The 14,776-nt window shown below is 53.0% G+C and carries 11 protein-coding genes; all 11 read right to left on the bottom strand.

What is annotated here, in order from left to right:
* Positions 1 to 646: 646 nt before the first annotated feature.
* The 11 genes from DB847_RS08320 to DB847_RS08270 all read right to left on the bottom strand — a co-directional run bounded on the left by DB847_RS08320 (position 647) and on the right by DB847_RS08270 (position 14,769).
* Positions 647 to 1,531 carry an IS982 family transposase gene (locus DB847_RS08320; protein ID WP_108650265.1) on the bottom strand — a complete coding sequence of 295 codons (885 nt, stop codon included), beginning with the start codon at positions 1,529 to 1,531 and terminating at the stop codon, positions 647 to 649.
* Between the two features lie 535 nt (positions 1,532 to 2,066).
* Positions 2,067 to 2,996 (bottom strand): 5-oxoprolinase subunit C family protein, encoded by a 930-nt coding sequence (locus DB847_RS08315; protein WP_108650264.1) that lies wholly within the window; start codon positions 2,994 to 2,996, stop codon positions 2,067 to 2,069.
* Positions 2,978 to 3,670 carry a 5-oxoprolinase subunit PxpB gene (pxpB, locus tag DB847_RS08310; protein WP_108650263.1) on the bottom strand — a complete coding sequence of 231 codons (693 nt, stop codon included), beginning with the start codon at positions 3,668 to 3,670 and terminating at the stop codon, positions 2,978 to 2,980. The genes DB847_RS08315 and pxpB overlap by 19 nt, the downstream gene beginning before the upstream one ends.
* Positions 3,663 to 4,409, bottom strand: coding sequence for a 5-oxoprolinase subunit PxpA (locus tag DB847_RS08305; RefSeq protein WP_108650262.1), 747 nt, complete (start codon positions 4,407 to 4,409; stop codon positions 3,663 to 3,665). Before DB847_RS08305 ends, pxpB begins: the two co-directional genes overlap by 8 nt.
* A 146-nt stretch (positions 4,410 to 4,555) precedes the next feature.
* Positions 4,556 to 5,587 carry a LacI family DNA-binding transcriptional regulator gene (locus DB847_RS08300; RefSeq protein ID WP_108650261.1) on the bottom strand — a complete coding sequence of 344 codons (1,032 nt, stop codon included), beginning with the start codon at positions 5,585 to 5,587 and terminating at the stop codon, positions 4,556 to 4,558.
* Complete coding sequence (locus DB847_RS08295) at positions 5,550 to 7,301, bottom strand: solute:sodium symporter family transporter (protein WP_108650260.1); 1,752 nt, start codon at positions 7,299 to 7,301, stop codon at positions 5,550 to 5,552. The genes DB847_RS08300 and DB847_RS08295 overlap by 38 nt, the downstream gene beginning before the upstream one ends.
* 631 nt (positions 7,302 to 7,932) lie before the next feature.
* Positions 7,933 to 9,207 carry a glycoside-pentoside-hexuronide (GPH):cation symporter gene (locus DB847_RS08290; RefSeq protein WP_108650259.1) on the bottom strand — a complete coding sequence of 425 codons (1,275 nt, stop codon included), beginning with the start codon at positions 9,205 to 9,207 and terminating at the stop codon, positions 7,933 to 7,935.
* A gap of 135 nt (positions 9,208 to 9,342) precedes the next feature.
* The gene (locus DB847_RS08285) at positions 9,343 to 10,725 is read right to left on the bottom strand and encodes an MFS transporter (RefSeq protein WP_108650258.1); all 1,383 of its coding nucleotides are present in this window, start codon (positions 10,723 to 10,725) and stop codon (positions 9,343 to 9,345) included.
* A 747-nt stretch (positions 10,726 to 11,472) separates the two neighbouring features.
* The gene (gene yihS / locus DB847_RS08280) at positions 11,473 to 12,717 is read right to left on the bottom strand and encodes a sulfoquinovose isomerase (protein WP_108650257.1); all 1,245 of its coding nucleotides are present in this window, start codon (positions 12,715 to 12,717) and stop codon (positions 11,473 to 11,475) included.
* A gap of 83 nt (positions 12,718 to 12,800) precedes the next feature.
* Entirely contained in the window at positions 12,801 to 13,673 is an 873-nt protein-coding gene (locus DB847_RS08275; RefSeq protein WP_108650256.1) for a sulfite exporter TauE/SafE family protein, read from the bottom strand.
* 43 nt (positions 13,674 to 13,716) lie between these two features.
* The gene (locus DB847_RS08270; RefSeq protein WP_108650255.1) at positions 13,717 to 14,769 is read right to left on the bottom strand and encodes an aldose epimerase family protein; all 1,053 of its coding nucleotides are present in this window, start codon (positions 14,767 to 14,769) and stop codon (positions 13,717 to 13,719) included.
* Between the last annotated feature and the right edge of the window lie 7 nt (positions 14,770 to 14,776).

Raw genomic sequence — 14,776 nt, 5'->3', positions numbered from 1 at the left:
GGTGCCGTAGGTACAAACTGCTGACCGCAGGTCAATCTATCCAGATTCGCTTTGTACCAATAGCGAGTTTGGTGGCATTGCATGCAGCTAATATTGTGGCTTCGCCACAGAATATGTCGGGGCGCCGACAGCGCCTGACTTTTGTACCGGCAAAAGTCAGCAAAACCTCCCTTCGCAAGATGAGTCCCTCCATCAAGCTACGGTATGCCTCGAAAAGAGCACAAATCCCCTACGGTTCGCCTCAACGCTCGCTCACGGGGTTTAAACTCCCCTTTGATTCGCACCGAAGGGTCACGTTGGTGTTTGAGATTGAAGGATATGGATATCCTGAAAGCAGGGTCGAGCCATGGATGGCTCGTTTCTGCGTACCTCATAAAACCAGTGGCTCTGAGGATCAACGCGAATCGGGGGGCGCCCTCGGGGTTGTTAGGGGGACTGGGTGAGCAGTCCCCCTAACCCGCAGTCCGCGGCCGGACAATTGTGCCACAGGCACAAATACTCTGTCCGAAGGACACATGGCTAAAGTTCACTTTGTATCAAAAGCGAACTTTTCAGATATCCTGCGAATAGCCTTTTTGCAGCTGCGCTGCATTATTGCCGGGAAGCCGGCAGCACATTACTTTTGTACCGCCAAAAGTAATCAACCTCAGATCTGCATAAGCGCTTCCTTTTCAAGCCGAGACATTCGGATGCTCGGCTTCTTTTCCTGGAAGGTATATGCAATGAGGCCAGCAAGGAGATTCACCATAAAGCTGACGCAGCTACGATGCCGTGAGTGTTCTATCTGAGAGATGTTCTTCAGCTGATCAAAGACGGTTTCAATGATGAAGCGTTTGCGAAGCATCAGCTTATCCCATAGCCGCATCAACTTTGGTTTCATATTCTTCCTGATGCTGGTAATTAATGTGACCCCTTGGTCTGCCAGCTCTTCTGCAAGTGGTCCTGAAATATAGCCTTTATCTCCATAGAGTGAACCCCAGAGCTGCTCGCACATTTCAGGAAGAGGAGTTCTGTCATCAACATTGGCTGGGGTTAATTTGACCGAGATAACACCACCTTGATCATTGATAATAAGGTGCAATTTAAATCCATAAAACCACCCCATGGTTCCTTTGCCACGCTTGGCTGCACCTTCAAATACTTGATGTCGAGGGATGCGAAGGTTATGGCAAACCTGAAGTTTTGTTGAGTCGACGAATGCAATCCCAGTAGGTTTTGCTTGTCTGTGGGTGAGATAGGAGCACAAAGGGATCAGGGTCGCTTGCATCAATTTCAACATCCGAGTGTAACTCACCAGGCCGGGGAACTCACTTTTCCAGTACTTACAGACAAACTGAAGATAATAGGATTTAAAGTCTCGGAAGCCCAAGCGATGAAATGCGATGACGATGGTCATCACTTCACTGACAGCCAGGCGAGAGGGTCTGTTCCGCTGCTTCACACCTAAGGAGATCTGCTGTTTTTGCCAAGCGGGTAGAAAGACCTGACAGAAATCATCGACATCAACGAAAATAGCTTCTAAATTGATCATGCCCAAGCTCCTTGGCGATTGATGGTTCTGGACAAACGATCAGATCGCAGCTTGAGCTTTTAGTTCCCCTCTTATGCGCAGCTCAGGTTAATCAAAAGCTCCCTTCGCGTGATGGGTCCCTCCATCAAGCTCCGGTGCTCGGCATCCTGCCTCGAAAACAAAAATAGTGGGTTTATCGTTCGCCTCAGCGCTCGCTCACGGGGAGTTACTTCCCCTTTGATTCGTGCCCGAAAATCATAATGCGAGTGAAGCCGAATGGCAGGACGCCATGAGTACATAGTCACGCCAAGGGAGGAGTCTCTCCCGGAGAGACAGAGCGAGAGATAGGGATATCGAACTAGGTAGGCATATCATGGATGGTATGCGACGTGTCTATGCTGAGTATCAAGGAGTAAGTGATTTTCAGGATCTCCACGAATCGAGAGGCACCCTAGGGGTTGTTAGGGGAACTGGGTGAGCAGTCCCCCTGACCCGCAGTCCGCGGCCGGACAATTGTGCCACAGGCACAAAACAGCCGCTGGCAGGGCAAATCAACCTAAAACGGCAGGCCAAAAAACCTTGAGAACTCGCACCACTGTCGGCGAAGCTCAGTCAAATCCCCTTTGACAAACCGGATGCTGTCCCCGGGTTTGGCCTGAGCCAAGGCAGGTAGATCGACTCGTGCCACGCAGCCAAGCTTGGGGTAGCCACCCAGGGTTTGCCGATCGCTCAACAGGATGATCGGCTGACCATTGGCCGGAAACTGGATCGCCCCAAGCTCAATCGCCTCAGAGATAATCCCCCCCACCTCAGCGCTCACCTCTGGTCCCTGCAACCGGCATCCCATGCGATCCGAGGCCTGACTGACCCGATACTCCCCCCCATAAAATGACTGCTTCTCCTCATCAGTAAACAGTGTCTGCTGATAGGACTCAATCACCCTTAGCTTAAGCGGCTGGCTGTAATCTGGAATATATCGCCAGGGCACGCTTCGGCCAGCCTTTTGACCATGGCCATCACCGACCGCCAGGCGATCCCCGGCCTGAAGAGGCTCTCCATCTGCCAGCCCACCAAGCTGGTTGCGGGTGACGGTTGCACAGCTCCCAAGCACAGGCTCAATCTCAAAGCCCCCCTCAACGGCCAGATAAGCGCGCAAGCCATGACGAGCATATCCCAAACTAAGCTGTTGACCGGCTCTTAGGATAAATGTCTGCCAGGGCTCAATGGCGCGATCCCCGATCCGCCCATGCATATCGGCACCGGTCAGCACACACAGCATATCCCGGTGTGCCATAAACACGCTGCGTCCCAGGGTGAGCTCGACCTGAGGGGCGCCGATGGGGTTTCCAAGAAGATGGTTCCCCCAGCAAAAAGCGTTCAGATCCATCGCGCCCCCCTGGCTGAGCCCGGCGCGAGCCACTCCAAAGCGCCCCAGATCCTGAACCTGGCTCAGTACCCCGGGGTGAACTACTTCCAGCTCGGACATATCTCACCTCCCAGCGCCACAAACTCAGCCCTATCGATCGGCTTAAACTTCACTGTGTCTCCCACCTCAAAGGGGCTCATCGGCGAGCTTCCGGGATCAAACACTCGTTGCGGGCAGTTACCTATGATCTGCCAGCCACCTGGTGAACGGCTTGGATACACGGCAGTTTGCTGATCGGCGATCCCGACACTTCCCGCCGGAATCACCAGCCGGGGTTCATCATGGCGTGGCGTGGCAATCTTGGGGGAAACCGAGGCCAGGAAGGCAAACCCGGGCGCAAAACCGATGGCACACACAGTGTATTGCTGCAGGCAATGGTATTCGATCACCTGTTCAATGGATAAGCTGTAGCGTTTGGCTACAGGCTCAAGATCCGGTGCCACCTCGGGATGATAATAAACCGGCAGCTGGAGCTCTTTGCCCGATACATTAGAAGGCTCATCAAGCAGCTCCCAAGCCCGGATCCCCTGAACCAGGGTTTCATAGTCCACTCGCCTGGGATGATATTGAACCATCAGGGAGCAGTATGAAGGGATCAGCTCAACCAGGGCGCCAGCATAGCGGGCTTCGAGGTAGTTTGTGAGCTGGACGATTTTGTGGGTCAGGGAGATCTCTATCTGCTCCCCCAGATAGACCATCAGGGCTACCTCAGAGACAGGCTGGATCTTAATCATTTTTAGCCATAAGCCCCCTGAGCTCACTGATAATTTCCATCGAAGCCCGGTTATCACCATGAACACAGATTGTATCGGCCGATAGCTTAAGAGACTGGCCCTCGATACTGGTCACCCTGCCTGCGGCAAGCTCAACCACCTGGCGTTTTATCTGCTGTGGATCCTGATATACACTGCCGGTTTGCCCCCTGGGAGCCAATGCCCCATCCGCGCTGTAGGCTCGATCAGCAAATGCCTCGCAGAGCAGCGAGACCTGGTAATCACGCGCCAAATCACTATAGGCCCGGTTATCGGATCGCGCCAGGATCATCAGAGGCAGAGGCTCTTTTCGCTGCTGGTTCAACGCGGCAATCGCCTTGAGAATCGCCTCGAAGATCTCGGGACGCGCCATCATATCGTTATACAGAGCGCCATGGGGCTTTACATAGCTCACATGAGAATCATAAAGGGTACAGATGCCATCCAGGGCCCCTACCTGATAGACCAACAGCTGGGTAATGGAGGGTAACGCATGGGGAATGCTGCGCCGGCCAAATCCGGGCTTATCTTCATAGCCAGGATGCGCCCCGATCTGCACCCCGTGCCGAACCGCCAGCTCTACGGTTTTCGCCATGGTTTGAGGATCCGAAGCATGAAAGCCACAGGCGATATTCGCCATATCGATCCAGGGCATCACCTGCGCATCCTCTCCCATCGCCCAGAGTCCAAAGCTCTCACCCATGTCGCAGTTTAATCTCATCAGCCATCCTTGATTCACAGCACACAACCCTGACTATACCCTTCCTTTTTTTATCGATTCAAGGGGGGAATCTCACGCAACCAAAGTAAAAAACGATACGGCTCCCTTCAAGGTTCCCCTGGCAACTCAGAGGTGGAGCGGCTTCATCAGATCAACAAGCGAGTACTGCCCCGGGGAATGATCTCATACCCCACATCGACCACCTCTCCCCGATACCCCTCCTCTTCGCTGAGTCTGAGCATCATCTGCGCCGCAGCCTCCGCCACCCGATCCGTATTGAGATTGACACTACTGAGCGAATGAGGCGACAAGTGTGCGCTGAGTGGGAAATCGCCAAATCCCATCACACTGAGTTGCCTTGGGATCTCAATCTCCTTATCAAAGGACTCCATCAACACCGCGGTGCCAATATCATCGTTGGAAGCAATGATCCCATCCAACCCCCGATCTTTCACCAGGGTACGAGTCAAAAAATTACGCGAGGTCTCAAAAGTATTATCACTTCGGGGCATATCCAGGATAATCGGCGGGTGCTCCCCAAACTGGCGTACCGCTTCCAGATAGCCGGCGCTGCGCTTTTGCGCCCGTATATCATCCTTGAGTCGCACAGTGAAGTAAGCCACCTTAGAGCATCCGGATTCATAGAGATAGCGAGCCGCCTCAAAGCCTGCCTTGAAATGATCCAGGCCAACCTGAGCCGGAAAATCATCTCCACCCACTTCCCACATCTGGACCACGGGGATCCCACTGGACTTAAGCAGCTTCAGGGTATTGGGTGTATGCTCCAAGCCGGTCACCGCGATCACCGCGGGAGACCATTCAAGCATGGATCGGATCTGCTGCTCCTCCTTTTCAAGACAGTGATCATGGGAGGCGATCTGTAACTGATAACCAGCGGCACTGATCCGTTTTTCAATCTGCTGCAAAGTTCGGCCGAAGATGATATTGGCAATGGAGGGAACCACCACGGCCATGGTGTGACTTCGCCCACCGGTAAACTGACTGGCGATCCTGTTGTGCACATATCCCAGCTCATCGATTGCTTGGCGAATTTTGCTGCCACTTTTCTCAGAAACCTTGTGGGGATGGCGCACATATAAAGAGACAGTAGAAGGTGAGACGCCGGCCAGCGCAGCTACATCATCCAGTTTGACAGTTTGTTTGGTTCGTTTTCGCATGAATAATTACTGTATTTACCGTTCGTTCTGAATTGAATTTCAGAAAATAAGCCACGACAGCCAGGCCCCAAACCAAGAGCAGCAATATTGGATAATGCCATGACACCGGGCCCGGCTTCGCAACCCCCAAAGGCGAAAGGGTGATATAGATGCTGACCAGAGCTGCAACAATCAAGGTACTGACCAGGCGGGCATATCGCCAGGGACGCATCGGGATCTCGGGACGCATGGCTCTGGGCTGATAACTCCGCTGAGGGCGGTAGTGGCCAAAAAACCACATCATCCCAACCTCAATCACAAACAGCAATCCCATCACATGAATAAAATTGAGAGCAAAGTAGCGCTTGAGAAAAAAAGTGTAGCTTCCATAAGCCAGCAAGTGGAACACCAGTACCCACTTGGCCGCCAGCGCGGGAACATGCCGGGTCAAAAAGCCCATCAATACAATACAAATGATCGGGACACTGTAAAATCCGGTCGCCTTACGCATCAGCTCAAAAATACCACTGGAAGCATGTAGCAGCAGTGGGGCTATCGCAATCGAGATAATCGCGATAACCAACGAGGCCAGCTTACCGACCCACACCAGCTTTCTTTCATCGCGACACCCGCTTAGCGGCTGATAGAGATCCAGAGTAAACAGGGTCGCTCCCGAGTTGATAATACTATTAAAATGACTCACTACGGTACCAAACAGAGCCGCTGCAAACAGCCCGCTCAGCCACCAGGGCAGAAGTGCCTGTACCAGAGTTGGATAAGCAACATCCGGATGGGGTAATCCCCCTCCAAAAAGATTAAAGGCGATGAGACCCGGCAGAACCAACACCAGAGGGAGCAGCAATTTAAAACAGCCCGCCAGAAGTACCCCCTTTTGCCCCTGTGCCAGCGAGCTTGCCCCCAGGGCCCTTTGAATAATCATCTGGTTGGTGCACCAGTAAAAAAGATTCACCACCAGCATGCCGGTAAAGATAGTCGAGAAGGGAACGCTGGCCTGAGCACCACCGACCGCATTGAGCTGTTGCGGATGTTGCTGCAAAAGCATCCCGACTCCCCCGAGAAAAGAGCCATGCCCCAGGGCAATCAGCCCCAAAACCGGGATCAGCAGCGCCGCAGCAAGCAGGATCACACCGTTGATCGTATCGGAAACCGCCACCGCCTTCAGACCTCCAAATACTGCATACAAGCCTGAAACCGTCCCCATCACCGCACACAGGATTGCGATCGAACTCTCATAAGAAAGCTGCAGGGATTGGTGCAGACCGAACATCTTATCCATGGTGATCGCCCCGAGGTAAAGACCCGAAGGGTTGACCATCAGGGTATAGCCCACCAGGAACATCAGGCTCACCATCCGCCGGGTCGTGGCATCAAAACGCTCTTCAAGAAACTCCGACATGGTGCTGATCCCACGCCTCAGGTAACGGGGCAGGAAAAACAGAGCCATCACTATGGTTGCCAGCGCCGCCGTGCTCTCCCAGGCTAACCCACTGATATCAAAGCGATAGGCATTGCCATTAAGCCCCACCAGCTGCTCGGCCGAAAGGTTAGAAAGCAGCAGGGAGCCCACAATAAAGGAGGCACTCAGCCCCCGCCCGGCCAGGAAAAAACCGCTCACCCCATCCTCACTAACCCCTTTGGTCTTTTGATAGGAATAGAGCGCTACGATAAAAACGAAGAGCAAAAAGGAGCCAATTGTTACTGCTGTTTCTGGCATGTAGTTATCCGTTCCTCAGGAGGCCGACGAGGTTTAAATCAAGGAGTTAACAGATAGAAAACAATATCACTCAATACTACAAAATCTGTGATAAGACCCGGTTAGAACCCAGTCTCTATTAATCCAGCGGGGCCGGATCATATAAATTTTTTAATCCCTGCGCCCGTAAAAACCTTAAAAAATGTCAGGTAATTCTCTCAATCGTGATCAAGCTAACAAAAACAGGCAGTACTGAAACAAAAATCGTATCGTTACGAGTCTTGGTGAGGGCTCAGCGGCGGCATGAGAGACACACAGGTGTCAGCAAAGACAGGAGTCTGACTTCAGTTATCTGTGTTTCATTGCCGCCCGGCATGCTTGAGTACAAAGCCATTTTGAAGCGACCCAGGAAGAGCAACAGCCACAGGTGAAGGGTTGTAAGGAGATTTGAGCCGAAATGATGGCTGGAGGTCACTCGATGATAAGTGACCCGGGGATTTTATCTGGCACCTGAGCTGCGGCTGCCAAAATCGATATCCTAAGAAGAGACCTCCCTTGAGATAGCAACGGCTCACCCGAATGGGCAGTTGCTATCTCAAGGCCTTGCTGCGGCGCGGATCCAACACCTGCCGCCGGATAGCTCCATTTATTGCTACGAAGTGCTTCGCAACTCACAGAGGATCTGCTCATAACGATCCTCATCCAACCGATATCCATAATGCCAGATGAGCAGGGTGATAAGCGCCAACACCCCGGGATAGACAAACATCAGCAGCTTGATGCCCACCAGTGTCTCGGCGGTTTGCAACACATTTGGCACATAGCCCACAAAAGCGAGCACGACACCGGGAACCAGACCTGCGATCGATTGAGACAGCTTACGGCTGAAGATAAAAAACGAGTACACCATCCCCTCGGTACGCATCCCGGAGCGCCACTGTCCATACTCAACCGCATCCGATGCAATGGCCCAGCTCAGACTGTTGATCAGGGCGCTGCCGAAAAATGCCACGCAGGAGAAAAAGATAAAGCCGAAGTGATTGTGAATAAAGAAGTAGTTCACCAGATCCCCGGTCGCCCAGATGGCGCAACCAAGCATGAAGGTGAGCTTCTTGCCGTAGGTCTTCGATAGCCAGGGCACACAGGCTACTCCTAAAAATACACAACCGATACTGAAAAATCCCATATAGGGCAGCAAAGAGATATCTTTTAGGACGTACTGCAGGTAGTAAACCTGGACAACCAGCTTGACGTTAAAGGCGGAGAAGGTAAATAGACTCGCCAGGCAGAGCAGCAGCAGGGGGGTGTTGCCAAGCAGGGCGCTAAACGCCTTCTTAAACTCAACCTGTGGCTGCACCTTTTCTATCACCACATTGTGCTCACGCACATTGGCATAGCACCACAGCTGCAACAATACCCCACTCAGGGCGAAGATGCTGACGACTATCATAGCGCCCTCGGATGAGGTTGGCATCATGCTGGTCAGGGGGACAAACAGGACCGTGGTGATCAGTAGTGCCAGGTTTGAGCCCCCCTGGCGAAACGCCGACAGCTGAGCCCGCTCCACAGGATCCTGAGTCATTGCCGGGATCATCGAGCCATAAGGGATATTCACTATGCTGTAGATGAGGCCAAACAGCATATAGGTCAGATAGGCCCATACCAGGTTACCTGTGACACTCAGCCCCGGATTATAAAAGGAAGCAACGGTGGCAAGCCCAAGGGGGATCGCTCCAAACAGGATAAAGGGGCGAAACTTACCACGTTTGCCGAGGCGGCGGCGTTTATCAACCCAGGTACCGACACTAAAGTCGGTAAAGGCATCGAAGATCTTGGTAAAGAAGAACACGCCACCCGCAGCGGCAGGATGAAGACCCAGGCTATCTGTGTAGAACTTAAGCAGGTAGATCTGCCCCAGATCGTACATAAAGCCGTTTCCCACATCCCCTACCGCATAGGCCAGCTTTTCTCTCAGAGTCAGGGGGACTGATGTCGGTTGGCCATAAATAGTTCCTCTTGGTTGCCAAACAACGACGCAGCCTCATGCTGCGTCAATAGCTCACTAGACGCTTAAACGACGCTGCTCAAGATCATTGATGATCTCGCTGTAACGTTTCTCATTGAGGCTATAGAAAAGGCCCATGGCGAGGGCGGTCAGCAGCGCCAGAGCGCCCGGATAGATAAAGATCAGCTGCCTTAAGCCCTCCACGGTATCGGAGGTCTGCTCCACGTTGGGCACATAACCGATAATGCTCAGCATCGCCCCCGGGAAAAAACCGGCCAATGCCTGGGACATCTTGCGGAAAAAGGTAAATCCGGTATAGATGGTACCCTCGGAGCGTACTCCGGTACGCCACTCACCAAACTCGACAGTATCCGACACTAGCGCCCAGTTAAGGCTATTCACAAACGCAGTGCCAAAAAAGGCCAGGCAGGAGAACAGCACAAAGGTCACCGGGGAGTTTCCATACAGAAAATTGAGCAGATCACCCACCACCCATAGTGCCAGGCCACCGAGATACACCGACTTCTTGCCGTAACGGCGCACCACCGAAGGCACCAACAGTACCCCAATCAACACACAGCCCATGCTAAAAAAGCCCATGTAGGACATCAGCTCGGTGTTATGCAGTACATACTGGGTATAGTAGATCTGGATCGCGAGCTTGATGTTAAAACCCGCCAAAGTGCACAGGTTAGCGATGCACAGCACAAACAAAGGCTTATTCCCGGCGATCGCCTTAAAGGATTGCAACAGGCCGGGACGGCTAGCCGCGGGCTCTTTTACCGCCTCCACGTGATACTCGCGGACCCCTCGATAGCACCACCACATGCAGGCCAGCCCCACCAGAGCAAACACGCTGGATGCCAGGATATAGCCCAGTTGAGGGTTGGAGTCAAACAGCTTGAGAATCGGCACAAAACCCACGGTTGTCAGCAGCAAACCTATGGTTGCCCCCCCCTGACGCCAGGCTGCCAGTTGTGCCCTGTCATCCACGTTCTTGGTCATCGCCGGCACCATGGCGCCGTAGGAGCAGTTCATCAGACTGAAGAACAACCCGTAGAGCATAAACAGGATAGTCGCGACTATGGTTTTGCCTGTGATACTAAAATCTGTGCCGATAAAATTAGCGATCGCCAACAGGGCAACCGGGAAGGAGGCATAGAGAATAAAGGGACGAAACTTGCCCTTAGGTCCAATGCGCCGACGCGAATCGAGGATAAGACCTGTGCCGATATCGGTAAAAGCGGTAAAAAACTTAGCCACCAGAAAAATGGCACCACCATAGGCTGCCGGGATCCCCAGCACGTCGGTGTAGAATTTGAGCAGGTAAAGGGTGCCGATATCCAGTAGCAGATTCGATCCCAGATCCCCCATACCGTAGGAAAATTTCTCACTGAAAGCTAACCGGCGTCCGGCCGGTTTGTCGCAGCTGTGATTCATCTTCAGTCTCCGTTGAGGATGCCCCGCTGAGGCATCAGATTAAAGGGTTAGTGAACGGGTTTAAGGCTCCCTGCCCTGGGCCTCTCATCAAATAAGTGTCTGTTTGACAGCTTAAAAAGACACAAATGACCATCAAGACCCCAATAAATGTCAACTTTCGAAACAACTTAACCAATATCAATCACAATGACTGTGACATGAGCCTCACAAAGCCCACTTAATGTCCATAAATGTTCATGAAATTGTATTTTTGTGGCCTGACCAACACCTATGCTTGGTAGTCAGGTGAGCTGGAGGGTGACTCAGGTGATCTTGAGCATGAATCGGGTTTACCCTAGAGCATTTTTGTGTAATCCGGGTAGTTATTCGCGCCTCTCAAGTTCAAGTGCAGCTTTGAGCTTTGTTAAGCTGGCCTTCTGCAGCAAGGATGCTGCAGTAGAGCAACATGGATGTGACTTGCGAGTCAGCGATCAAAGTCAAAGCTGCTTTCATGAGATGAACCGGTTTATCCGGAAAAGGCCCTAGCAGGCGTATTGAGGTAAGAGCCAAGCCGGCGGGAGAAAGGATGCAAAGTGGCAGGAGTTATGATGAATAAGAACTGTGACTTGCGTGGCTAAGATTGGAGCAGTAACTGAACGCTATTGAATCAAACGCTCCCTGGCGTGATAAACCGTTTCGAATAGCCCTGACTGTTCAGGGCTTTCGAAACGGTAGGTAACTCCTAACCAGTCACCTGGTTACTGGATGCTATTTCGCATTCACATCCAGCAAACCGGCGGCAACCGCCGGAGCCAATCCGGGAGCAAGCGGCAAGCGAGGGATCACCAGGCAGTGCAGCAGGTGATAGATATCCTGTTTACCATCCCAAACCTTGGTGGTGACCTCATTGTTGGTATCCAGCTCTTGCCACCAGGAGCCATTTTCGAAGTCCATCAGATATTTATCGCAGTAATCCCACCACTTCTGATACCAGGCCTCATATTGGTGATCACCGGTCACTGTAAACAGGGCATAAGCGGTACCCATCGCTTCAACAATCGGCCAGCGAACGCGCTCACGAACAATCGGGTTGCCATCCCAGTCCACAGTGTAGACAAATCCATCGGCCCCATCGGGTGCCCAGGCATCACGGATAGTGGCATCAAACAGCCCCTTGGCATCTTCCAGCAGCCACTGTGGAGCCGTTTCACCCCGAGCTTGCAGGGCTGCGCGCAGGTGCAGCATCAGGCGCCCCCACTCGATCCAGTGACCCGGGGTTCCGCCATAGGCGCGGAAGCGGTGCGCCGGAGTCTCTTTGTTGTAATCACGAATTGGATTCCAGTTGGTATCAAAGTGCTCGTTCACCCGGTACTCACCGGCACGCGCCACATCATGGATGATGACAGAAGAGATGCGCAGAGCACGGTCCAGCCACTTACGATCCGCCGTCACATCATAGACAATCAGGAAGGCTTCAACGGCGTGCATGTTGGCATTACCGCCCCGGTAGTCTTCGGTCTTGCTAAAGGACTCATCCCAGGACTCAAGACACATCTGCTCTTCTTCGCTCCAGAAGTACTTCTCGATCACTTCGATCGCATCATCCAGCAGTTTAGGTGCATCCGGATGACCTGTGGTTACCGCACTGGCAGCCCCCAGCAGGACGAAGAAGTGCTGATATCCCTGCTTGGATGCATCCAGGACACCTTCATCATTGACGCAGGCATACCAACCACCATGCTGCTGATCACGCAGCGGGCCATTGAGGGCCTTGATGCCATGTTCAACCAGGGCTAACGAACCGGGTCTGCCCATTCCGGCAGCAACTGAGTAGCAGTGAAGCATCCGCGCGGTGATCCACAGATGAGTGCCGACATCCTCGCGAACCTGCCCCATATTCCCCAGCCAGCCGAATCCGGTCGGAACTGCAGATTTTTTACCAAAGTCAAAAATACGATCGGTCTCTTGTTCGAGCCAGCGGTTGTGGGTCAGGGTATTAAACCATTTGTTCATCTTTTGATATCCTTTCATTTCTTAGGGTTATAGTTCAGTTCTATTCAGGTTTTAGTTCAGTTTTATCTCATGGCTACAAAACTTCAGGCACTCTCCTGAGCACGGATCGCTGCCACCTTCTTGCCAAACAGCAACTGGCAGATAATCAGCAACCCAAAGCTCGAACCCAGCACCCAGGCAGCTGGCAGATCCGCCGCCCCTTTAATCAGCATCGAGCCCGATGCAATCAGCAGGATAAACACCAGCTTACGGAATACCGCCACCGGCATTCTCTTATGAACCCACTGGCCCACCAGGCTACCCAGGATCATGGTTGGGATCGAAAACATGACCAGCTTGACCGTAGACACTGTCAGGATCCCGCTGGTTACCAGACCCGAGATAATAATGATGTTGTTGGCGGTAAAAAAGGCGTTCAGGGTGCCGCGAAATGCTGCCGGACCAAGATTACGCAGCATGCCATAGATCACCACAGGTGGACCATTGGTAGAGAATGCTGCGCCCAGGGCACCGGCAATCGCTCCCATGGGTGCCGCGATCCAGCGCCGGTCATAGATAGGCAGCTTGGGGATAAACAGGCTGTAGAAGGAGTAGAGGATCAAAAATGCCCCCAGTCCTATCTTCATCAGATCATCCGGCAGGTAAGACAGAGCATACAAGCCAACCGGTACCCCCAGCGCCGAAAACAATATCAGCACCGCAGAGGATCGCCAATCCACCTCCTTGCGCGACAGCCAGGTTGCATAGATGGCGGTGACCGTCCCCACAATCACCGACATGGGTGCCGCCATCTTAACCGGAAGCAGCAGGGTGATGAGGGGCATCGAAGTTAATCCTCCACCAAAGCCGGCACAGATACCGACAAAGGTGTAGGAAAACATCAGGCCTGTCACAATCAGCACTGTGCCAACGGATAGCAGGACCCCCTCCGGGGTATAGATAGAGAAAAAGCTCATTACATCAGCTCCATTAAGACTCAAATATCATCGGATAACCGACTTACTCCTGCCCATCGATGACAGAAAAGTGATGCTCGGTACGGTGTTGATAGGTTTCACCCGGTTGCAACACCACATCACAGAAGTGAGGCTGGTGAATGCTATCGGGAAACGCCTGGGCCTCGAGGCAGAAGCCTGCAAAGGCACGATAGATCTCACCTCCTTTACCCTCCCAGTGCTTATTGGAGAGCTTAAAGCCGTTATACAGCTGAACTCCGGGCTGGTTGGTCAGGACCCGCATCACTCGCCCCGAATTTGGCTCAGTGACTTCGGCCGCAAACCGCAGCGATTCACTGTCGCGACGCAACACATAGTTAATATCAAAGTCGCGATCGGGCCGTCTGGCCATCGCCTCCCCGAGGCAGGTGGCCTGCCGGAAGTCAAACGCACTGCCTGCCACACTCAGGACTTCACCTGTGGGCAAAGAGGTGGCCGGATCGGTGGGAGTGATAAAATCGGCATTGATCTGCAGCTGATGCTGGCAAATATCCTGCCGCTGACCACTCAGGTTGTAGTAACTGTGGTTGGTCAGATTAACCACTGTGGTGCGATCGCTATGGGCGCTGTAGTCAAACACCAGACGATTGTCATCGGTCAGGGCAATCCGATGAGTCACCCATAGCTCCCCCGGATACCCCTCCTCACCATCGGCAGAAACTCGTGAGAACAGGATGCCGTCACCATCGACCTCAGAGCGCCACACATACTTATCAAAGCCACGCACCCCACCATGCAGGTGCTGACCGGTGGGCGCCTCATTGCAGGCAAGCTGATACTCCTGCCCCTTGAGCGAGAAGCGCCCCCCACCGATACGGTTGGCGCAGCGTCCGGCGATGGCCCCGAAAAAGGGGTGTCCTGCCTGATAACTGGCCAGCTCATCAAAACCCAGTACGATATCCGCCAGCTCACCGTTTCGATCCGGCACCCATAGCTGGGTGATGATGCAACCATAGTCGGTTACACACAGCCGCAGGCCGTTTTTGTTGGTTAGTGTATAGAGACTCACTTCCTGTCCCTGATGTTCACCAAAAAAATGCTTCGTTATCTGGGTCATGAGTCGG

The sequence above is a fragment of the Dongshaea marina genome (genome assembly GCF_003072645.1).
GTDB lineage: Bacteria > Pseudomonadota > Gammaproteobacteria > Enterobacterales > Aeromonadaceae > Dongshaea > Dongshaea marina.
Note: the sequence above shows the minus strand (reverse complement) of the source record. Positions and strands in the feature narration are given on the sequence as shown.

Excerpts from the sequence above, each read along its gene's own strand:
- yihS (WP_108650257.1), bottom strand. The coding sequence starts at position 12,717 with ATGAACAAATGGTTTAATACCCTGACCCACAACCGCTGGCTCGAACAA.
- DB847_RS08305 (WP_108650262.1), bottom strand. The coding sequence starts at position 4,409 with ATGAGATTAAACTGCGACATGGGTGAGAGCTTTGGACTCTGGGCGATG.
- DB847_RS08295 (WP_108650260.1), bottom strand. The coding sequence starts at position 7,301 with ATGCCAGAAACAGCAGTAACAATTGGCTCCTTTTTGCTCTTCGTTTTT.
- DB847_RS08285 (WP_108650258.1), bottom strand. The coding sequence starts at position 10,725 with ATGAATCACAGCTGCGACAAACCGGCCGGACGCCGGTTAGCTTTCAGT.
- pxpB (WP_108650263.1), bottom strand. The coding sequence starts at position 3,670 with ATGATTAAGATCCAGCCTGTCTCTGAGGTAGCCCTGATGGTCTATCTG.
- DB847_RS08270 (WP_108650255.1), bottom strand. The coding sequence starts at position 14,769 with ATGACCCAGATAACGAAGCATTTTTTTGGTGAACATCAGGGACAGGAA.
- DB847_RS08275 (WP_108650256.1), bottom strand. The coding sequence starts at position 13,673 with ATGAGCTTTTTCTCTATCTATACCCCGGAGGGGGTCCTGCTATCCGTT.
- DB847_RS08300 (WP_108650261.1), bottom strand. The coding sequence starts at position 5,587 with ATGCGAAAACGAACCAAACAAACTGTCAAACTGGATGATGTAGCTGCG.
- DB847_RS08320 (WP_108650265.1), bottom strand. The coding sequence starts at position 1,531 with ATGATCAATTTAGAAGCTATTTTCGTTGATGTCGATGATTTCTGTCAG.
- DB847_RS08315 (WP_108650264.1), bottom strand. The coding sequence starts at position 2,996 with ATGTCCGAGCTGGAAGTAGTTCACCCCGGGGTACTGAGCCAGGTTCAG.
- DB847_RS08290 (WP_108650259.1), bottom strand. The coding sequence starts at position 9,207 with ATGTACGATCTGGGGCAGATCTACCTGCTTAAGTTCTACACAGATAGC.